This is a genomic window from Pleionea sp. WD8-19, assembly GCF_055326765.1.
Genome location: NZ_JBUZOU010000015.1, coordinates 40,679 through 60,493, shown reverse-complemented (window position 1 = coordinate 60,493; position 19,815 = coordinate 40,679). Strand labels below are relative to the sequence as shown.

Annotated in this window: 16 protein-coding genes; 9 read left to right on the top strand and 7 right to left on the bottom strand. The window is 42.1% G+C overall.

Annotation, left to right across the window (positions count from 1 at the left end; translation table 11 throughout):
* Positions 1-49 precede the first annotated feature (49 nt).
* Entirely contained in the window at positions 50-2,458 is a 2,409-nt protein-coding gene (locus ACTUJY_RS16130; protein ID WP_463617148.1) for a prolyl oligopeptidase family serine peptidase, read from the bottom strand.
* 310 nt (positions 2,459-2,768) lie between these two features.
* Between ACTUJY_RS16130 and ACTUJY_RS16125 the strand changes: the two genes are divergently transcribed.
* On the top strand, positions 2,769-3,650 hold the full coding sequence (locus ACTUJY_RS16125) for a BPSS1780 family membrane protein (protein WP_463617147.1): 882 nt from the start codon (positions 2,769-2,771) through the stop codon (positions 3,648-3,650).
* 38 nt (positions 3,651-3,688) lie between these two features.
* On the opposite strand, the gene ACTUJY_RS16120 is transcribed toward ACTUJY_RS16125, so the two are convergent.
* Positions 3,689-4,378 (bottom strand): SDR family oxidoreductase, encoded by a 690-nt coding sequence (locus tag ACTUJY_RS16120; protein ID WP_463617146.1) that lies wholly within the window; start codon positions 4,376-4,378, stop codon positions 3,689-3,691.
* Positions 4,379-4,468: 90 nt separating this feature from the next.
* Between ACTUJY_RS16120 and ACTUJY_RS16115 the strand changes: the two genes are divergently transcribed.
* Together ACTUJY_RS16115 and ACTUJY_RS16110 are read left to right on the top strand one after the other, a co-directional pair.
* Positions 4,469-5,374, top strand: coding sequence for a DMT family transporter (locus ACTUJY_RS16115; protein ID WP_463617145.1), 906 nt, complete (start codon positions 4,469-4,471; stop codon positions 5,372-5,374).
* A gap of 9 nt (positions 5,375-5,383) precedes the next feature.
* Positions 5,384-7,099: a diguanylate cyclase domain-containing protein gene (locus ACTUJY_RS16110; RefSeq protein WP_463617144.1), complete on the top strand. Its 1,716-nt coding sequence runs from the start codon at positions 5,384-5,386 to the stop codon at positions 7,097-7,099.
* A gap of 6 nt (positions 7,100-7,105) precedes the next feature.
* On the opposite strand, the gene ACTUJY_RS16105 is transcribed toward ACTUJY_RS16110, so the two are convergent.
* From ACTUJY_RS16105 to ACTUJY_RS16090, 4 genes are all read right to left on the bottom strand, one after another.
* Positions 7,106-7,825: a hypothetical protein gene (locus tag ACTUJY_RS16105; RefSeq protein WP_463617143.1), complete on the bottom strand. Its 720-nt coding sequence runs from the start codon at positions 7,823-7,825 to the stop codon at positions 7,106-7,108.
* A gap of 32 nt (positions 7,826-7,857) precedes the next feature.
* Positions 7,858-9,558 carry a TIGR03545 family protein gene (locus tag ACTUJY_RS16100; protein ID WP_463617142.1) on the bottom strand — a complete coding sequence of 567 codons (1,701 nt, stop codon included), beginning with the start codon at positions 9,556-9,558 and terminating at the stop codon, positions 7,858-7,860.
* Between the two features lie 8 nt (positions 9,559-9,566).
* Complete coding sequence (locus tag ACTUJY_RS16095; protein WP_463617141.1) at positions 9,567-10,070, bottom strand: TIGR03546 family protein; 504 nt, start codon at positions 10,068-10,070, stop codon at positions 9,567-9,569.
* A 144-nt stretch (positions 10,071-10,214) separates the two neighbouring features.
* Positions 10,215-10,874 (bottom strand): TorF family putative porin, encoded by a 660-nt coding sequence (locus tag ACTUJY_RS16090; protein WP_463617140.1) that lies wholly within the window; start codon positions 10,872-10,874, stop codon positions 10,215-10,217.
* 193 nt (positions 10,875-11,067) lie between these two features.
* Here ACTUJY_RS16090 and egtB point away from each other — a divergent pair, with 193 nt between their 5' ends.
* Together egtB and egtD are read left to right on the top strand one after the other, a co-directional pair.
* The gene (gene egtB / locus ACTUJY_RS16085) at positions 11,068-12,339 is read left to right on the top strand and encodes an ergothioneine biosynthesis protein EgtB (protein WP_463617139.1); all 1,272 of its coding nucleotides are present in this window, start codon (positions 11,068-11,070) and stop codon (positions 12,337-12,339) included.
* 9 nt (positions 12,340-12,348) lie between these two features.
* Positions 12,349-13,320 carry an L-histidine N(alpha)-methyltransferase gene (egtD, locus tag ACTUJY_RS16080; protein WP_463617138.1) on the top strand — a complete coding sequence of 324 codons (972 nt, stop codon included), beginning with the start codon at positions 12,349-12,351 and terminating at the stop codon, positions 13,318-13,320.
* 233 nt (positions 13,321-13,553) lie between these two features.
* Here egtD and ACTUJY_RS16075 read toward each other — a convergent pair whose 3' ends face one another.
* Positions 13,554-14,462, bottom strand: a complete 909-nt coding sequence (locus ACTUJY_RS16075) for a transcriptional regulator GcvA (protein WP_463617137.1) — start codon at positions 14,460-14,462, stop codon at positions 13,554-13,556.
* A 241-nt stretch (positions 14,463-14,703) separates the two neighbouring features.
* Here ACTUJY_RS16075 and ACTUJY_RS16070 point away from each other — a divergent pair, with 241 nt between their 5' ends.
* The 4 genes from ACTUJY_RS16070 to ACTUJY_RS16055 all read left to right on the top strand — a co-directional run bounded on the left by ACTUJY_RS16070 (position 14,704) and on the right by ACTUJY_RS16055 (position 19,720).
* Complete coding sequence (locus tag ACTUJY_RS16070; RefSeq protein WP_463617136.1) at positions 14,704-14,997, top strand: hypothetical protein; 294 nt, start codon at positions 14,704-14,706, stop codon at positions 14,995-14,997.
* 255 nt (positions 14,998-15,252) lie between these two features.
* Positions 15,253-16,164, top strand: a complete 912-nt coding sequence (locus ACTUJY_RS16065; RefSeq protein ID WP_463617135.1) for an arginine deiminase-related protein — start codon at positions 15,253-15,255, stop codon at positions 16,162-16,164.
* Positions 16,165-16,281: 117 nt separating this feature from the next.
* The gene (locus ACTUJY_RS16060) at positions 16,282-16,824 is read left to right on the top strand and encodes a hypothetical protein (protein WP_463617134.1); all 543 of its coding nucleotides are present in this window, start codon (positions 16,282-16,284) and stop codon (positions 16,822-16,824) included.
* 4 nt (positions 16,825-16,828) lie between these two features.
* Positions 16,829-19,720, top strand: coding sequence for a prolyl oligopeptidase family serine peptidase (locus ACTUJY_RS16055; protein ID WP_463617133.1), 2,892 nt, complete (start codon positions 16,829-16,831; stop codon positions 19,718-19,720).
* Positions 19,721-19,815: the final 95 nt, after the last annotated feature.

Sequence of the window (19,815 nt, the reverse complement as noted above, 5' to 3'; positions counted from 1 at the left end):
AAAACAGTGAAACGAACTTTCAATGTTTCACTGTTTATTATCACTTAATTTATTGTTTCACATGACGTTCAAACAAAAGATAAATACGAGTGTATTCATCGAGCCAGCTGGAAGGTTCACGAAAGCCGTGAGGTTCGACAGGATAAATAGCCGTTTCAAACAAAGGCGTTTTTTCAAGCTCAATTAACTTCTGCACCAGACGAACCGAGTCTTTAAAAAAGACATTATCATCAACCATTCCATGTGCGATGAGTAATGGATCTTTCAAGCCACTAGCAAATTCAATCGGAGAACTTCGATTAAAACTTTCAGGATCCACCTCTGGTGTATTGAGAATATTGGAAGTGTAACCATGGTTATAGCTGGACCAATCGGTCACCGGACGCAACGCAGCGCCAGCAGCAAACTCACCCGGCGCTTTAAACAACGCCATAAATGTCATAAAGCCGCCATAAGAACCACCGTAAATACCGACTCGGTTTTTATCAACATTTGCATTCTTTAGCAGCCATTGTTTACCATCCAATAAATCTTCCAGCTCCGGAGTGCCCATTTGCTGGTAAATGGCCGTACGCCAATCGCGCCCGTAGCCTTTTGACGCTCGATAGTCCATATCCAATACCACATACCCCTGCTGAGTAAGTAAGGTATGGAACATAAACTCTCTAAAATACCCCGACCAACCCTGATGTGAATTTTGCAAATACCCGGCACCGTGAACGAAAATAACAGCAGGATAAGACTTCGCGCGTTGAGCTTTGAAATCTTTGGGTAAATATAAGCGCGAATAAATCGGCTGTTTAACATGACTTGAAGGGACTTCGATAAATTGGGGTTCCACCCACTCAATTTCAGAGAATGCCTGACTCGCCAAGTTGGTGAGCTGACGTGGATTTTGTTGATCAACGGCTTGTACAAAAAGCTCAGGTGGTCGAAGCGATGTTGAATGGGTAATTAATAAAGTATTTTCATCGGGAGACAACCGGTACTCATTGTCACCACCCAGATCAGTGACCGTTTCGCTTTCACGAGTTTTTAAATTAACACGATAGACTTCGTAAATTCCTGGGTGTTTTTTATTGGCTCGATAATAAATATAACGATCGTTTTTGGTCAACGTTAAATCGCTGACTTCAAATTTGCCTCGAGTGAGTGATACAGCTCGACTTCCTAGCTTACGTAAATAGAGGTGTGAATAACCACTTTCTTCTGATAAATAATAAAAATGTTCGTTGTCATTCAACCACCCCATTTCGTTGAAAGTCCAGTCATTCACCCATGCTTTGTCGTGCAAACGATGTAACTGCCGAAGTTGTTTTTTTTCCAAATCCACACCGACCAACCAGCGATCTTTATTATCGTAAGCAAACAATTTTAGTGCTAACTGCTCACCGTTATGACTCCAAACAATGCCATTGCCAAACCAATTATGTATGTATAACGGTCGAGCCGATTTCTCCGCTTTATACTTTTCTCCTTTAGCTTTCGCTACTTGCTTTTTAAGCTTTGCTAATGGATCATCAAAAATTCCGGCAAGCTTTTCCACGTCCAACTTGTGTTGTTTTTGCGCCATTAAATCGAGCAAAAAGAACGTTTCACTTTCTGGCAGCTCTTGCCCAACCAAGGTTCGTACCGACTCATTAGTCACGTATCCATCTTCGGTAACAAACCTGGGCATATTATCGTTACGGCCGTCTCCTGCTTTAGCATCGCGAACAGCAACAAAGGCAAATCGTCCGTTAGGAGACAAGCTCAAATATTGAAGTTTTTTGTTGTCACCCAAATAAAAAGGTTTGGCTATCGCTACTGAGCGAGATTGTTCAACGGAATGTTTGCGTTGTTGGCTGAATACTTTTTCATCTTGCTGCGTACGCACATAATCAAACAGCCTTCTTTGTTGCGCGCCCAAAAAGTCTTTTGGCTCTTGCCACTCTTCTGGTGCTTTACTCATCTTTATTGAAACCAATTGATGCGTACTGCCACTATCCGGATCAAAGGCAAAAATATCGTCTCCGCGACGATAACTGATGCGTCCATCGGTTAAAAACAAAGCTTGTGACTCCGTATCGTGCGTTCTTGTGATCACGCGCAGTGTCCCAGTTTGCATGTTTTTCAACCACACATCGCCATCATAAATGTAAGTTTTAAACTTACGATCAGCGGACCAACTGCCACCTTCGACATCGGCATGTTCCAACTGCTCAAAAGCGACGGTTTCGGGTTTACCACCCGAAACATTCATTCGCATCAATTGACGAGATTGATGTCCTTTTATTTTTTGTTGAAAATAAATATTTTGGTTATCGTCAGACCAATAGGCTTGCTCTGGTGGTAATCCCATCCAGTCTGGATCTGCCATGATCTGCTTTAATGTTAATGTTGACGACTTCGATTTGTTTTCATCGGCCCAAACCAAACTAAAAGCCAGTACCAGGCCAAAACACCAAACTTTATTCATTGCAATTACTCTTGTAACCCTATAATAAAGCGCCAAGCATATCATTGCGTCGACCAGATCCCAACTCGATGACGAAGAGAGACGTAATCATTAATCATGTCCTTAAATTCAAAGAAGCTCGTAATAGTACTTCTCAATGTATCGGTTATTTAAATGCCACTTCCGAGCATTCAGGAAAAGATTGACTGCAACATTCTGAGTCACATTTATGAGATTCAGACTTCAACCGTACAACATGGGAAGCGCCTGAAGTTGCGTAAGCATCGCGGTTCACCTACACTGACGCTATTAAAAAAGTGACTCGACGAACATGAGCAACCCATCTCCTTATCAGGCGCCGCAAGCCAACTTGAATGAAAATATTGCAACCAACGATTCCACAATCCTGATCCGTCGAATGCCGGCATCCGCTGGAGCGCGTTGGTTTTTTGAAGGTTTTGGCCGGCTGTTTCGAGCGCCAGGTCGCTGGACGGTCATCGGGTTCTTAAATCTGCTGTTGCTTTTAGTCGCCGCGATATTTTCCCTAATACTTCCAGTTATCGGTACTTTTATTCCATACCTGTTTTACCCAGTCATCGTCGCCGGTTTTATGCAAGCGGCTGCAAATCAAGAACAACAGCAACTCAAAATATCGGATTTGTTTGCCGGCTTTTCGCAACAAGCCGGCCAGTTGTTCATTACGGGCGCACTGTATATTGCCATGATGATTGGCGTTTTCATTGTGGTTGTGATACTCATGTTGGTGCTCGGGTTTTCCATTTTCTCATTGTTCGATGGCAGTTCCAGTGCAATGGCTGGGCAATGGGTTTTGATCGCCTTACTGTTTACCTTAGTTTTTATCGGTCTCACTTTACCGGTTGTCATGGCTATTTGGTTTGCGCCAGCGCTGGTCATACTGCATAAAGTGGATGCCGTGCTAGCGATAAAGTTGAGTTTTCAAGCCTGTATGCGAAACTTTATTCCTTACTTGGTTTACGGTTTGATTGCGTTGTTGATTCTCTCAATCTTTATAGCTGCGGTTGTTTTACTGAGCGGTGTGATTCAAATGAACGATATTTCAGATATTTCGACTAGCGGTTGGCTCACGCTTGGCATCGGATACCTGCTAATGTTGGTCTGGTTTACACCAGCGGTTTTTATTTCAATCTATTCGGCTGCGTGCGATATTTTTGAACCGAAAAACGCCAGCTAGCAACTGGCGGATACTGAAATTTTTGTCCCCTTTGTCAATTACCAAGGTACGGTTTCGCCTTTATAATCGAAAAAGCCACCACTCGTTGCAGTGTTTACCTCAGCAATAACCCTTCGCATCCCCTTAATACTTTCATCAGCATCAATCAATCCGTTAGGGCCTCCCATATCGGTTCTTACCCAACCCGGATGCAATGCCAGAACTTTTATCCCATATTCTGCCCAATCGATAGAAAGTGACTTAACCACCGCATTCAGTGCTGCTTTCGATGAGCGATAAATATAAGCACCACCTGAACCGTTATCCCCCATACTCCCCATTTTGCTGGTCAAAAAGGCTACGATTGCTAGCGGCGCTAATTTAAGATTTTCAATGAGTGCCTGAGTAAGCAATGCAGGCGCAACAGCATTGATATGCAAGGTATGCAGCCAGTTTTCTTTTTCACATGCAGACAAACCTTGCGGACTTCCACCGTAGATTCCGGCATTATTGATCAGCAGATCAATTGCTGTTCCTTGCAAGCTTTGACTGACACGAGAAATGGCTTGCGAGTCGCCAATATCAAGAGTGTGAATCTCTAGCGGATAATGATCCGTCATCGCTATTAACTCGTGTGCACTCTTTGGATTGCGACAAGTTGCAATCACTCGCCAACCATCAGTTAGGTACTGACGACAAAACTCCAGCCCTAGTCCTCGATTTGCTCCCGTTATCAGTAATGTTTTCACTACGATCCTCCATTATTATTTAGAGTCTGACGCAACTCTGTTACAGTTCATGGCTAATACCCAATCAATGTTGAAGAATGACTATAACCAATGCTCCTAAATAAATCTTGGGCTCTGCTCATTTTTCTGGCGTTCATTTGGGGCTCTTCTTTCTGGCTCATAAAGCAAGGCTTGGTCCTGTTTTCACCCTTACAACTGGCACTTTTACGCATTACCATAGCGGCATTTTGTTTATTGCCCATTCTTTTTAAGCAGGTGCGAAGCCACGATTTGCCTTGGCGCTGGCTAGCCACTATCGGCGTTATTGGAAGTTTGCTCCCTGCAATCCTGTTTGCCAAAGCACAACAAGTTATCCCCAGCGCTTTAGCCGGAATGCTCAACAGTTTACAGCCATTATTTACCTTGATGATCGCACTTGTCGTCTATAAACAAACGGTGACTCGCTTTCAATTACTTGGCATTCTGCTCGGTTTTATCGGTTGTGTATTACTGTTGTCTGGCAACATAGAGGATTCAAATTTCAACCTGCAATTAAATTTTGCTCTTTTGGTAGTGCTAGCGACCTTTTGTTACGGCGTAGCAACTAATTTAATTCGGGCACATTGTCAGCATTTGCCGCCGGTTTTAATTACGGCCATTTCTTTAAACGTATTATTGTTACCCAGCATAATTGGCCTGTTCTTTTTAAGCACACCTCTTTTTAATGGTTCTCTGCAATGGCCTCCCATACACACCAGCTGGCAGCCAATACTTGCCGTAGTCCTTCTCGGTGCGCTGGGCACTGCTTTCGCGCTGATACTATTCAATCGTCTTATTCAACAAGAAAGCGCTGTTTTTGCCTCGTCAGTCACCTACTTGATCCCAATAGTTGCCATCGGCTGGGGATTACTCGATGGCGAACCACTAGAGATCATTCACTTTTCCGGTATACTTTTAATTCTGTCAGGATTAAAGCTGGCACACAGCCGCTTTTCTCGAACTGTAACTGAAAAATAATGATTTCCTATGCAAACTTTGCGTGTACTGTTTTTACTGGTTAGCGTTTTAACGATACTTAATGGATGGAGCCATACTCAAAGCTACAACACTAAGAACATCAGCGCGCAAAAAAACACTATTTTTATCGAGCGGTTACCCTCAGATGTATCCTCTTCTTGGCAAGTCTGTCCACATCAGCTGACAGCGACACGCCGCTGCCAACCACTCAGCAAAGAGTCACTGTTAACGTTGCCGGAAAACAACATTGCTATTTTGCAATTAAAGTTTAATTTTGATAGCCCGGTCGCCGAACAGTTTCCCGGATTACTGATTGACGAAGTTCAAGGAGCGGATCAACTTTATTTGAATGGCTATTTGGTTGCCAAATCAGGCGACTTTCCACCTCGTTACGAAGACGCCTCTTACTACAGTCGCTATTATTTCTTACCTCCCGACAAACTGGTCACTCATCAACCGAATGTTTTGCAGCTGAAAGTTTACAATGTTAGCTCGCACAAAGAGCTGATTCACTTGCGTACTTCATTTCAACCACTGAGTGAAATTACACAATTAGCCTTAACCAAAGACATATTCTTCAGTTTTTTTGCTGCACTGCTACTCATGATCGCGGCCATTAAATTGTATTACTTCATTCGAATACCTGGTAGCTACGAAGCCTTTGGTCTTTCCTCTTTTTGTCTGCTATCGGCATTTTTTATGTTTCTTAATCACCACTTTATGATATCGCTCGGTATTGATACCAATAGCCTGCTACGTTGGAAAAGTGTTTCATTTATTTTCGCGCAGCTGGCGTTAAGCTACTTTCTATTCCACGCATTTGAACTGAAAAATAATGCCTTAAAGCGCCCCGTGATTATCTTTTTTGTACTGTTCGGTATCAGCGTTCTTATCTGGCCACAAATTCATATGCTGCAAAACTTTTACCTCTTAGCTAAATTTTCGGCCTTTCTAGCACCACTGATTATTATTCTAGTGGCATTGGTCATTAAACGTGATCTCCCGAGTAAACCGCAAACGTACTTACTGATCGCTTTGGCGGTTTACGTTATGTTCTTGCTTGTCGACTTAACACGTTACTATTGGTTGGGCTGGATTGACTTTCGAGAAAATACAGCGCTAATTTTGGGGCAAGTTACTTTGGCAATGACGGCTGGAATGGTTTCAACGGAGCACTACTGGCAATACTTTAAAGGCGCTACTTACGATCATTTGACGGGTACTTTGTTAAAACCTTCTTTTCTACGACGATTGTCGGAAGAGATGCAACGTTGCCGTCGCAGCGATTTTTGCCTGATGGTAGCCGTGATCGATATTGATCAATTCAAAACCATCAACCAGCACTATGGTCATGAAATTGGTGATCGTGCATTGGTGATCATTTCTGCAACACTGACTCGAGTGTTACGTCAGTTCGACTTGATCTGCCGGTTGAATGACGATGAGTTTTGCATCGCCGCAACGTTGCCTAATACCGAAAACACTCAAGCATTCTTACAACGTCTGCACGATGAAATTAATACAGCAACCATATCCCTGGAAAACAGTGAAAAACTAACCCTGAAAGCCACCACAGGTGCAGTTATCTATAATGTAAAACGCCATGAAGCGCCGGAAATGTTGTTGCACGATGCAGAGCACTCCGTTACCGAAGCCAAAATGAAACAGCGCGGTAGTATCCAATGGTTTGATACCGATAATCCGCCACTGCAATTTATATTTTAATTAAAGTTATCGTCGACAATGAGCACTGGCATTTTCGTCTTCTTCGATCATAGAGATATCTTCTGCATCAAATAGTCGTAACACCAGTGGATTAGAAACATCGGAAAGGAATCGAAAGCCAAGCAACGCGTTGGCGTTTTGTATCGCCGATATATTTGCGCGACCATCTATATCACGCACAACAACAAGACTCGGATACTGTTCTTTCAACGTTTTACGCAAACTTCGATACTTACCCGCATCATTCGGACGTAAATGAGGCGCCATAATATTGTATTGTTTTTCAATACGCACAACCCGTAGTTTGCCCCGTTTACCATCATCGGCAATGGCACGAAAAGTGACAAAAAGTCGATCTTTTGAATCTTGCTCCACTTCTCCGGTAAGTGTTAATGACGAGCATATGGCCTTCACTTTGGAAAGTGCGCCCAAAACTTTGCTGTCGAATTGCTGCTTTCGGATGACATAAGGAAGAATTTCACGTAATAAGGATTTGTCGGCTACCAACTGCTCATTATAATCGTAATACACATCGTCGATGCTTCGTTGTTCAAGCTCTGTTTCAACAAATTTCTGATCCGCATAAGCCAAAGCAACTTCTTTCCATTTTACCGGTAACCGTTCTACATCTTCACCAATACATATACCGTCAAGACAGGGCTCGGCTACCAGCGATGCCGACGCTAGTGCCATCGTCAATAGGCCAACCGCTGCATACATTTTCATTATTCAATAACTCCTACCACCAGTGGCTAAGGTTACTTCAACCCCTCAAGCAAATCGGCTTGCTCTCCTATTAACTGCTCAAAGCCAGCCAATCGAGAGATTTTTTCTTCTATTTGCTTTTGTTTTTGCTGTAACTGACTTTCTAGCCTGGATTTCAACTCGGCCTTTACCTGCTCGGCTTTTTGCTGAAACTGTTGTTTTATTTTAGCAAAAAACAGTTTATCGAGATTGCTGGTCACTTTCATCTCATTACCTTCAGCATTTTGATGCAACTCCAACTGAAGCTGAATGTTTTTCGAATCTTTGACCACATCGACCAAGTGTTGTTGCCAGTTGCTCTTCAAGTTTCCATCAGATATAACTTTAAAATCAACAAGTTGCAACTCCATTTTCAAGTGTAACTGCTCTTGATTGGCTACTAACTGCAAATCGACATTGGAAGCGCCTTCCGTTAAGGTCAGAGCACCGTTACCCATAGGCCAAGACGCAACAGGCCACTGCTGCAGTCGCAACGTTCCATTTATCGGCATTGCTTTTTCTTTTGGGTGGTGCAGTGCAAACTGCATACTGCCTTTACCGGTAGCAGTAGCTTCTGGATCTAAATGAAAATTCAGCGCTATTTTAGTGGGCTGGTCGACCAATAAGCGATCAGCAAGATTGTGAAGTTCGCCGGAGATTGTGCCTTTTTGCTCATTAATCTTCAGTCCACCTGATATTTGCGCTTGCTTCAACCAAAACGCCGGTAATGCAACCGACTGACCAAACAAAATATCTTTTCCTCGGCGAGGTGGAGGTTCCGACGATGGTTCTTCCGATGTCGAAGACAACCCGCGTAAACGATGCATATTGTTTAAGATCAATGAAATCCAGTGTGCACTTGACTCACCGAGCAATCGAGCCGCCAAATGCTGAATGCCTTCGGGCGAAAGACTGACCATCGACATCGCCAATTCGACATCTTTTTGCAACAGTGTTTGTAATGATTTCCATTGCGCTTTCGATTGCTTGAGATCGTCACCTACGCTTTTGCGAAACTGACTAATCGCTTGCTTGTCCTGCTTAATTGCATCAAGCAACTTTTTCAAATCGCGGGCAGCCGAAACTTTGCCCAATCCTTTGGCATTATCGAGCTTCTTTTTCGCCGCCTCATATTGCTCGCGATAGCTTTCAATTTTCGCTTCATCCGGTAATTGTTCACGAGCTTCTTGCCACTGTTTTTGCATTGTATCGAGCTCTTGTAAGTAATCATCGTATGCTTGAGGTGAACGAATATCGACTTGATTTAATACCTTATTGGTATCCACCGTAGTTGTCTGTTCAACAACTGCTTTGGGCCATTGCCAACCTGCATTTGGAGTCTCTGCTTTACTATACTTTTTTGCTGGTACAGCCCTTGCGCTGTTAACCGCTATATTGTTCAGCTTTAACTGTTCAATATGCAATTGACCGCGCAACAACGAGGATAACGATACCGAAAACTCTAATTCATCGAGCTGTAAACGATTACGATTTAAATCATTCGGATCGGCAATGGCTAATTCGGTTAACCGTAAACCACCAAATAACCAATTTAGAGCCGATGCCTCTGCAGTAACCGTCGCACCGTTGATAGCAGTCCCCTGACTTTCCACTGCACTTTCAATCCAATCATCAATAAAAAACGTTGCAATTGACCAGACCAGCGCCACCATGACCAGTAATACCGCAATTGCTGATGTTCGAAATAATTTCATCCTGTGCCTCACCGAATCGATTGATAGAGCTGATAAACTTTTGATGTTTTCATTATCTGCATGATTTTCCACCGCTCAACTTTCGGTTTTAACTTTTCGCGATAAAGCAATACCAAACTTTTCGCCAGGTAAACCATCGGCAGTAAAAGTAAAACACTGAGCAATAAGGTGGCTATTGCCAAGGTATTATTAACAGCAATAAGTTCGCCAAAACTCGTTTTTGAAAGTCCATGCCAAAAATCCGTTAAGGACGGATGTGTTAGCAACCACATGCCCATGTCATTCAAAAAGGGATCCAGCACCCAAGCTAATAGGGGAAATATTACGGCAAACAAAACAAAAGCCGATAAGTTCACACGAAACAATGCAACAATGATCAGCAAAAACCATTTCATCAAGCTGAAATTCGGTAACATAGAAAATGCAAATGCCAGAGCGATTGCCCAGGCGACTGCAGTAGGAGACTCTTCGGAATTAAGAATTTTTAACAGTTTAGCGATGAGATTCAGCATTGGCTAATGTCCCTTTTCGTCCGTTGATGCTATCGATCCGGCAAGACCGACGGATAAGTTCCAAAGTATAGCAAAAGCAAAAGGGCTGCGAATAGCAGCCCTTTTGCGTCAATCGTTAGAAAACGTATTAAAAATTAGCACCTTTTAAAATTGATAGCTGGCAGTTACAAAAATTCGACTGTCCGCATTGTCGTTATTTTTTAGGTCAGTATCGGTAAAAGACAGTTTAAATTCAATTTTTCCAATATGGGTCCAGGCATCAAAACCAAACAGTTTGTAGCTTTCTAGCGAACCGTCCAGCGAATAGTAGCCGGCATAAGCCGCCGTTTTAATGACGTCGTGCAAAGGCAACTGAACGCGTCCTTCAAAATAAGTCCCAGCCTCGTCGGTTCCGTAATAATCCGTAGTGTGCCCTAGAGTGGCGGTCACAAAGTTTTTATAGGTGATCGAACCATTGGCTTCCAAGTAATCGGAGTCGCCGCTTTTTTCATCAGTGAAGATGCTATACACCGCTTCGGCAGAGTAGCTGAAATCGCTGTTGATTTTTCCTTCGTATCCACCAGCAAACTCGACTTCCAAGTTGCCATTATGCCGGCTTTCGACCTCAGAAATAAAGCCGCGCACAAACCAGCCTTTTGCAGGGCGAAATTTCATCGCCGCTTGCACTGCCGGATCTTCACCAGACTGACTGATTCCACGATACACGTAATCACTGGCAACACCGACTTTAAACTCAAAGGGTGATGCGTTTAGAGCTCCAGCCATACAAACAGCCAAACCTGCGGTGGTTAATTTTTTTATCACTTTATGACTCCCAAATTTGGAACAGCAAACATGCTTTATGATTAGAGCGCTATTTTAACCAAAAAACATGACATGGTTTTCAAAAGTTGGTCGCATTTTTTGTAATATTTTCTTTTTACGCGGGTCACTTAACAAGAGCACCGAGTTGCATTTATTTGACCAAACGATATGCTGTAACCGCTGGATACACTTTATGACCGACACTCATACGGCCAAACTCAATCCAAATCTCATTGAGAGGTTTGTCGAATCGCGGCAACAAAGCGAAGCTTTGTGTGCTCCTTTAGAAATTGAAGACTATGGATTACAAGCGGTTGCTGAAACCAGCCCTGCAAAGTGGCACATTGCCCACACCAGCTGGTTTTACGAAGCTTTTTTACTAAAAGAATTCCTACCCAATTACAAACCCGTTAACGATCGCTTCGAACATCTTTTTAACTCGTATTATAACGCTATCGGGCAGCCATACATGCGCCCTAAACGAGGACTCTTATCCAGGCCAACCGTTCGTCAAGTTATGGCATACCGTCAGAAAATCACCGACCAAGTACTCTCATTATTGCAAAACGCACCTAAAGCGCATCAGCAACAAATACTGCAACGTACGCAACTTGGTATTCAACATGAAAAACAGCACCAAGAGTTGTTTTTAACCGATCTTAAGTTTAACTTTTACCAGAACCCTTTATTTCCAAGTTATCAGCACTTTGAAACCATAAACAATGCTCGACATCAGCGAGACTGGCAATCCTTTGAGCAAGGTATTTATCACTGTGGAGTCAACGGCACGACAAGTGACTTTCCATTTTGTTTCGATAATGAAACGCCTGAACATCCAGTACATCTCGCGCCTTTTTCCATTGCGTCGTCATTGATTACTAACGACGAATACCTGCAATTCATTGCCGATAAAGGGTATCAAAACCCGCTGTTATGGTTGTCAGATGGTTGGACTTGGCTGAATGAGAACCGTATTCGTCATCCGCTTTATTGGCAACATCAAGACGATCAATGGTATGAGTTTACACTTTACGGTTTAATCCCATTGCAATTCGATGCACCTGTTTGTCACATCAACTTTTACGAAGCCGATGCTTTCGCTCGCTGGGCCGGTTATCGACTGCCTAGCGAATTTGAGTGGGAAGTTTACGCGCGTCAGCATAACCCGCTTTTAACTCCGTCATCGGGTGTAAGTTATTTACAACCACAAAGTCATTCGAAATTACACGCTGATCTTTTTCGACAAGTCTGGCAATGGACCAGCTCCAGTTACAGTCCTTACCCGGGGTTTACACCGGCGGAAGGCGCCATAGGTGAATACAACGGTAAATTCATGTGCAACCAAATGGTGTTGCGCGGTGGCAGTTGCTTTTCACCCAACCATCATATTCGTATCAGTTACCGCAACTTTTTTTACCCGGCAGATCGCTGGCAAATGTCGGGCATTCGACTGGCAAAATCCTAGAGGACCACTATGAACCAGGCAGTGAAGAAAGAACGTATTTATTACTACGAGCAGCATAAGGTCATTGACAACATGGCCGACGAAGTACATCAAGGGTTATCACAAACACCAAAACAACTGTCGCCAAAATATTTTTACGATCAACGCGGCTCAGAGCTTTTCGATGCCATCACTGAGCTTCCAGAATATTATCCGACTCGTACCGAAGTGGGCTTGCTAAAACAACACGCCGGTGAGTTTGGCGAATTGATGGGGAAAGACAGCATACTTTTTGAACTCGGCAGTGGCAGTAGTATTAAAATCCGTACTTTATTGGAAGCCCTAAAGCCGAAAATTTATGTTCCTATGGATATTTCGAAAGATCATTTGATCGCTTCGGCGAAAAAATTGGCCGAAGACTACCCTTGGCTTGAAGTGCATGCCAATCGTGTTGACTACAGTCAGCCTTGGGAAATTCCCGACTTTGGACCCGGTCGTTACAATGCCTTTTTCCCGGGCTCAAGCATTGGCAATTTCGATCCCGACGATGCTTGTAATTTACTTAAGCAAGTCGCTCGATTGGTAGGTAAACACGGTGGACTTCTTATTGGTGTCGATTTAAAAAAAGACCCGGTCATTTTGGAACGAGCCTATAATGATTCGCAGGGCGTTACCGCAGAATTCAATCTGAATATGCTAAAACACATTAATAAAAGTATTAATGCCCAAATTGCGATTCATCATTTTACTCATAAAGCGGTGTATAACCCGAAAGATGGGCGCATCGAAATGCACTTAGAAAGTGAGCGCGATCAAAACTTGGTTATTGAAAATAAAACTTACGCGATGAAAACCGGAGAAACGATTCATACCGAAAGCTCTTATAAATATTCGGTGGATGAATTTCATGCTTTAGTTGCTAAGGCCGGATTTACTCCCGTTCGGGTTTGGATGGATGAGGAGGCGTTGTTTAGTATTCATTATTTGACTGTTGATGGTTAATTTTGTTTCGCACCGCTAACGCTTGCTTGCGAATCACTTTTTATACCGGACTTACCTATTAATAGAATCGAGGTCCGGTTTTAATTGTCGGTTGTCGGATAGATCTGGTTTCGCCCTGCCCGGCGACCCACTTTTTTATTTCGGGCTTCCTGCCCTTCACTCTATGGGCAGGACGCCCGGTATACAAAAATGACTCGCCGCAAGCGTCAGCGGTGCGAACCCAAAACAAAAAATTAAAACAAAGACTCCATAGCCTGCTCCTGAGCCACCGTTTCCATAATCCAATCCCGAAACGCCTTAATTTTAGGCCGCTCTGCCCATTCCTCTGGACAAACCAAGTCATACTTATAATCACTGGGCAAAACGATATCAAAAGGACACAACAAGCGACCCGCTTCAATATCGGGCTGCGCCAATACATTATGCCCGAGAGCCACTCCCTGCCCGTGCACCGCAGCCTGCATCACCATTGATGAGTGAGAAAACACTGGACCTTTACGAAGATCCACGCCTTTAACGCCAGCAAGTTTCAACCAATCTCGCCACTCTTCAGTTGACGCATCGTGCAACAACATATGATGTTTCAAGTCTTGTGGGTCGTTGAGCGGTTTATCACCATTTAATAACGCTGGTGAACAAACAGGGGTTAAAAACTCATTGAGTAAGGTTTCCCAATGCATTCCTGGGTAATCGCCTTTTTCGTAGTAGATAGCAACATCAATATCCTCTTGTAAAAAGTCCACTTCTCGGTCAGTCGCCTTTAATCGCACTTCGATATCCGGATAAAGAGCATTAAAGCGAGATAACCTTGGAACCAACCACACAATAGCAAAAGTAGGGACAACTGAGATGTTTAATGCACCGGATGCACCCTGGGCTTTAAGTTGCTCAGTCGCCACCGCCAATTTCTCGAAAATATCGCGAATTTTCGGCCAGTAGTCCTGACCTTCGTCAGTAAGTAATAACTTACGATTCTTCCTAATAAACAACTGGACTCCGAGAAATTCTTCGAGCCCTTTTATCTGATGAGAAACTGCGGCCTGCGTCACAAAAAGCTCGTCCGCAGCTCGGGTAAAGGATAAGTGTCGAGCTGCCGCTTCAAAGGCGCGCAAACTGTTCAATGGGGGTAGTCGTCTGGGCATAAATCATCCATTAGAATTTCTAATCCGAAACATTATAAATGATCGTTTGAAGCAATGCACCTGGATCACTAATATACACACCGAACCCGAGGGATAGGTTACAACGTTATTAAAAAAGAGGTTGTAACAGGAGATATCCGCAGTACGGCGTTCGGAGTGATTTTCCAGGTTACTTTGAACACAGGGTGATGGTTTAAGGTATTTGTTAGCGCATGTATCGAACATTCGATGGAGTGAGGCCATGAAACAGTTTGCAAGATTTGTATCGCTTAGTGCGATTTTAATTTTCTCAGGCGTGAGCTTAAATACGCAAGCGTTGGATTTGAAGGCTGATGCTTTCAACACCAACATTGAATTGCAATTGACTCAGTTAAAAGCGGAAGCCTTGATTAGCATGGTTTACGAATTGAAACAGCAATTGCAAATGCCCAAGTCATTGTACCTGGGTAACGTTGCCAAGCCAGAAGCAACACAAATGAACCTGGCTCAACACAGCAACACCGTGTTGAACAATATGGAAACACTAGCAGATTAATCATCTGTGGAACGATTTCTAAGGGGTTTTGCTTGTTCGCAATCAAAACTCCTGAGTGAGTAACTCAAACTTTATCTGTCCCAACAGTGATTGATTAGCGTGGTCAGAGCACCTCCTACCCCTTTTGGTCCTATCTGGCTCGACTATTTGCTAATGTAAGGCTTGCTCCGGCAAGCCTTTTTTTTTATCTTGAATTATTGTCATGAAAAAACTTCAATTCTTATGATACCAACTCACACTACTCACAGCGTAGTTATGTGTCGCCCGCTGCACTTTGGTTTTAACGAACAAACCGGCGAAGACAACGAGTTCCAACATCAGCCGGAGCAACCATCAGCCGATTTACAGTTTCAAGCACAAGCTGAATTTGCGCACAGCGTTAAAACGCTAACCAAAGCCGGTGTTGAAGTGCTGATTTTAGAGCACCCCAGCGAATTCATCGTGCCGGATGCGGTATTCCCGAATAACTGGTTTACCACAGACACCGAAGGTGTCATTCGACTCTACCCTATGAAAACGCCAAATCGTCGCAAGGAAATCGTACCGCACTTGCTGTCATCCTTGCTGAAAAAAGCGGGTTATCAAATAAAAAAAGTGGAAGTGGTTGACGATGTTTTAAAAACTCACCAAATCCTGGAGGGTACTGGCGCATTGGTATTTGACCATCTGGAACGTACCGCCTATGCCGCCCTTTCCGAACGATGTGAAAAGCAAATTTTTCACAAATATTGCATGCATTATGAGTGGACACCTATCGCCTTTCGTGCACTAAGCTCTCACCAACAACCCATTTACCACACGAATGTGATGATGAGCATCGGCCGCGAGTTCGCTGTCGTCGCGCTGGACAGCCTCGATGCTAACGATCGTAAACAAGTCCAAGAACAACTCGAGAACAGTGGGAAAACCGTAATCAACCTCAGCCTTTCAAGGGCCGAGAAAAACTTTTCCGCCAATATTTTGGAACTAAAAAGCCAACAAGGTTCTCCGATTATTGCCATGTCGGCATCCGCCTGGAAAGGGTTTACGCCTGCACAACACCGGCAGCTAGAGTCTTTTGGCGAGCCGGTACTTTGTGACATTTCCACCATCGAATTTGTCGGTGGTGGCAGCATGCGTTGCATGTTAGCAGAGAATTTTTTACCGAAAGAAAGTTACGCAAACTAAGTAAAGTCCGAGTACTCGAACTACTGTAACCTACTATGTTAGTATCAAAGTTCGACAAGAAAGGCATTTGTATTTAACGCAATAAAAAGTGGCTTATTAAATTATGTGGCATGAAGCATGAAAATTATACTTTATCTTATTCTTTCTTTTTTATTGACCTCTTGTGCAACAAAAGTAACCTCTCTTAAGAACGATGAAGACTTAAAACTGGAGCAAAATAGGGGTTATTTACTATTAGGAATAGAAACAAATCGTAATTTAAAGGCTATTTCAATAAAGGGCCCGCAAAATATTGAGCTTTCTTCAAAAGACATTAAAAAAGGAACTAACTATCTATTAGTAGACTTAGAAGCTGGAGTCTACACAATTGAAAGGCTACAACTCGATAACTACTGGCGTCTTAAGTTAGAAAATGAAGAATATTGGCAGTTCAAGGTAAACCCACAAGAAATCAGTTATGTTGGGCACCTAGAGTTGGTTACAAAAGGTTACTGGACACTTTATACCAGCGCAGAGCTAGTCAACCGATCGTCAGAGTCCATTGAGTTTATGGAAAGTAATTACCCTCAAATATTAGGAAGTCGAACTATATCCTATGGCGGCCCAGGAGAAGATGATTTCTTTTCTATTGTTTCCAAAATTAAAAGCAAAATAGAATAATTTTATGCGCTTAATACACTTTACTTTGACACTTAACTTCTTATTTTGTGTACTTTCCCATGCCGAACCCATTTCATCTGAGCTGTTACACAGTAATCCTGAGCAGCGATTGGTGCGTATGTCACCCAATGGAAAATATATTACTTCATATATTGTAGATAGCAAAGAGCACTTTCTTAGCCTTATTGATTTAGAAGAATTTAAAGTTTTGCACTCTCTACCTATAGGCGTCGACAACAAATTAGTCGACTACGAATGGTTAAACTCACAACAATTATTTTTAAATATCAAGCATGATGGTCAAAATTACTCCCTAATTTCTGAAGTCAGAAACAACAAACTGACATTTGAACTAGTTGATGTTCAAGGTTATCTAGTAAATTCGTTACCTGAAAATCCAGAACAAATCATGTTTGCAAAAAGGAAGAGTAGTAAATCAAGTATTTTTCAACTATTAATAATCGACATAAACTCTTTCTCTAAAGGCGATTTCAGTAATTCCACAGTAGTAGCTCAAAGCACGAAAAACATAAAATCCTTTTCGTTTGACGAAGGACTTAATCGAGTTTTAGCCATAGAGGAGGAAGACAATAAAGTCATTTACAAGTATCTAGATAAAGAGAAAAGCAATTGGACAACTTACTTAGAAGTCGAAAACATTGATTACAATATAAAACCCATTCGATTTGTTAGCCAAAATGAAATAGCGATTTTAACTAACAAAGACAGCGATAAAATGGTACTTAGAACTTTAAACATTAACACACAAGAACTGGGTAATATTATTTATCAACATCCTAAGTATGACCTTGTGACTGCTAAATTTTCTAAAAGTGGTCGGTTAAATTTCGTTACATATTATGAGCATGGTTTAATCCGGCATCATCATTTTGAACTTGAAGACTTAAAGTTAACGCGTAGGTTTGAAAATACTTTTTCAAACCAGGAGATATTTGTAATTGGACAGTCCGAAGGCCAAGATAAAAAACTACTCTTTGCAAACGGAGCGACGGAGCCAGGCGAGTACTACCTATATGATACCAATCGAGATATTGTCAATCGACTATTGACTGCTTACCCCGAGCTCGATAATACAGCTTTTTATCCGTCTCAATATATCAGTATAAAATCAAGAGATGGCTTAGATATTGAGGCATTCTTGACACTAGCAGGAGCAAACAACCAAAGCACTTTACTTGTTATGCCTCATGGTGGGCCAATTAATGTAAGAGAGTCTGACCGATTTAATAAAGATGTTCAGTATTATGCAAGCCGAGGATTTTCTGTGCTTCGTGTAAATTTTCGCGGTTCTTCAGGATTTGGAAAAAAGTTTGCTAAAAGTGGTGTAGGTGAATTTGGAAAGCTAATTGAAGAAGATATTTCAGCCATCGTTTCTGAAGTATTGAATAAAAATAGCTTTAAACATATTTGTTCAATAGGTGCCAGTTATGGTGGATACTCAGCAACCATGCTTGCAATTAAAAATCCACAACTCTATAAGTGTGTAGTAGCAAGCTTTGGTATTTATGATTTACCGTTAATATTTAATGCAAGTAACTTTCGAACAGGAGAAAAACATCAGACACGAATAGAAAGAACAGTAGGTGCCTACAATGAGGAGTTAAGCAGCGTATCACCTGTTAATCTATATCATCAGTTAAAAGCACCAATTCTACTCATTGCAGGGCGCAAAGATGATATTGCTGATTTTGAACATTCGAACAGATTGAAATATCTATTGAAAAAAAATAATCACCCAGTAGAAACAATGTTTTATGAAAATACGGCTCACGGTCATCATAGTTGGAGCGGAGAACGCCATGAGTTGGCATTTACCTACAACTACTTATTAAAAACGTTGAATCTGAACTCTCCCTCCCCGGAAAAACTCACTGAGCATGGAAGAAGCGCTATTGCTTATGATTTTGCAAAGATTGCCGATGAGTACGAGTTCGATGGTAATGTAATGAACGACAAGCAAAAAGCATTCAATTTCTATCAAAAAGCAGCGGATTATGGCCATCCAAGAGCAATATTCAATATTGGTGCGGCGTATCACACGGGAAAGCCAGTTAAACAGAATTTTGAGCTCGCAATTGAATATTATAAAAAGAGTTCCGCTTTAGGGTTTGCTGACGCGTCAATGCGACTAGGTCGTATGTATATGGAAGGAGAATATTTTACACAAAACTGGGAAATGGCAAGGCAACACTTAGAGCACGCTCAACGACAAAAAAATGAACCAGCTCAAAACATCATGTTAGCACGATATTTTTGCTCAGCACCAAGTGAACTTCGTGACATTGAACGATGTATGAAATTGTTGGACATCGAACAATATAAAAAAATTTCAACTTCTAAGTTAGAACAAGCGAAAACCAATATTCGTGTTGCGCTGTCATGGATTTTGGCGGAAACAAAATTAACAACGCTTGAATTAACGAAAATTCAAAGCTTAGCCAAAGAGACTTTCTCCTTAAGTAAAATTGAAGTCGAATTGGACGACTATAGAGAGGGCGGTTTTCATTTGCAAGAGAGTAAAGTTTTCGGAAGAGCAGGACGATATCGACTCTCTCAACCTGGTCTTGATATTACAACAACAAACAAGGACGAAGATCGCTTTGGGTTAATATTTGAAGTCGATATGGCTGGATTTGATGACTTCTCTGATACGGTCGCTTTATCTGCAAGGTGGATTAAAATAAACCATGATGGAAAAAAATTCTACGAGCAACAGCAAATCCTATATGGCTCTCCTAGAGCAAAATGGGAAATGTTAAGATCATTCGAAGAAATTAAACAACCGGAACAGTGGTTACTTGAAATTCATGACTTAAATCAAAATCTGTTATATTCCAAAATATTTAAAGTACGACCCAAAGAAGTTAATGATTGACCTTCTTCGGCTGATATATAAACTAACGAGGAAGTTATAATTTTAAACTGAAAATCAGCTGACAATTACTGGGATTTTAGAACTATACTGCTAAA

Excerpts from the sequence above, each read along its gene's own strand:
- ACTUJY_RS16060 (WP_463617134.1), top strand. The coding sequence starts at position 16,282 with ATGAAAATTATACTTTATCTTATTCTTTCTTTTTTATTGACCTCTTGT.
- ACTUJY_RS16105 (WP_463617143.1), bottom strand. The coding sequence starts at position 7,825 with ATGAAAATGTATGCAGCGGTTGGCCTATTGACGATGGCACTAGCGTCG.
- egtD (WP_463617138.1), top strand. The coding sequence starts at position 12,349 with ATGAACCAGGCAGTGAAGAAAGAACGTATTTATTACTACGAGCAGCAT.
- egtB (WP_463617139.1), top strand. The coding sequence starts at position 11,068 with ATGACCGACACTCATACGGCCAAACTCAATCCAAATCTCATTGAGAGG.
- ACTUJY_RS16095 (WP_463617141.1), bottom strand. The coding sequence starts at position 10,070 with ATGCTGAATCTCATCGCTAAACTGTTAAAAATTCTTAATTCCGAAGAG.
- ACTUJY_RS16125 (WP_463617147.1), top strand. The coding sequence starts at position 2,769 with ATGAGCAACCCATCTCCTTATCAGGCGCCGCAAGCCAACTTGAATGAA.
- ACTUJY_RS16100 (WP_463617142.1), bottom strand. The coding sequence starts at position 9,558 with ATGAAATTATTTCGAACATCAGCAATTGCGGTATTACTGGTCATGGTG.
- ACTUJY_RS16065 (WP_463617135.1), top strand. The coding sequence starts at position 15,253 with ATGTGTCGCCCGCTGCACTTTGGTTTTAACGAACAAACCGGCGAAGAC.
- ACTUJY_RS16075 (WP_463617137.1), bottom strand. The coding sequence starts at position 14,462 with ATGCCCAGACGACTACCCCCATTGAACAGTTTGCGCGCCTTTGAAGCG.
- ACTUJY_RS16130 (WP_463617148.1), bottom strand. The coding sequence starts at position 2,458 with ATGAATAAAGTTTGGTGTTTTGGCCTGGTACTGGCTTTTAGTTTGGTT.
- ACTUJY_RS16055 (WP_463617133.1), top strand. The coding sequence starts at position 16,829 with ATGCGCTTAATACACTTTACTTTGACACTTAACTTCTTATTTTGTGTA.
- ACTUJY_RS16115 (WP_463617145.1), top strand. The coding sequence starts at position 4,469 with ATGCTCCTAAATAAATCTTGGGCTCTGCTCATTTTTCTGGCGTTCATT.
- ACTUJY_RS16110 (WP_463617144.1), top strand. The coding sequence starts at position 5,384 with ATGCAAACTTTGCGTGTACTGTTTTTACTGGTTAGCGTTTTAACGATA.
- ACTUJY_RS16070 (WP_463617136.1), top strand. The coding sequence starts at position 14,704 with ATGAAACAGTTTGCAAGATTTGTATCGCTTAGTGCGATTTTAATTTTC.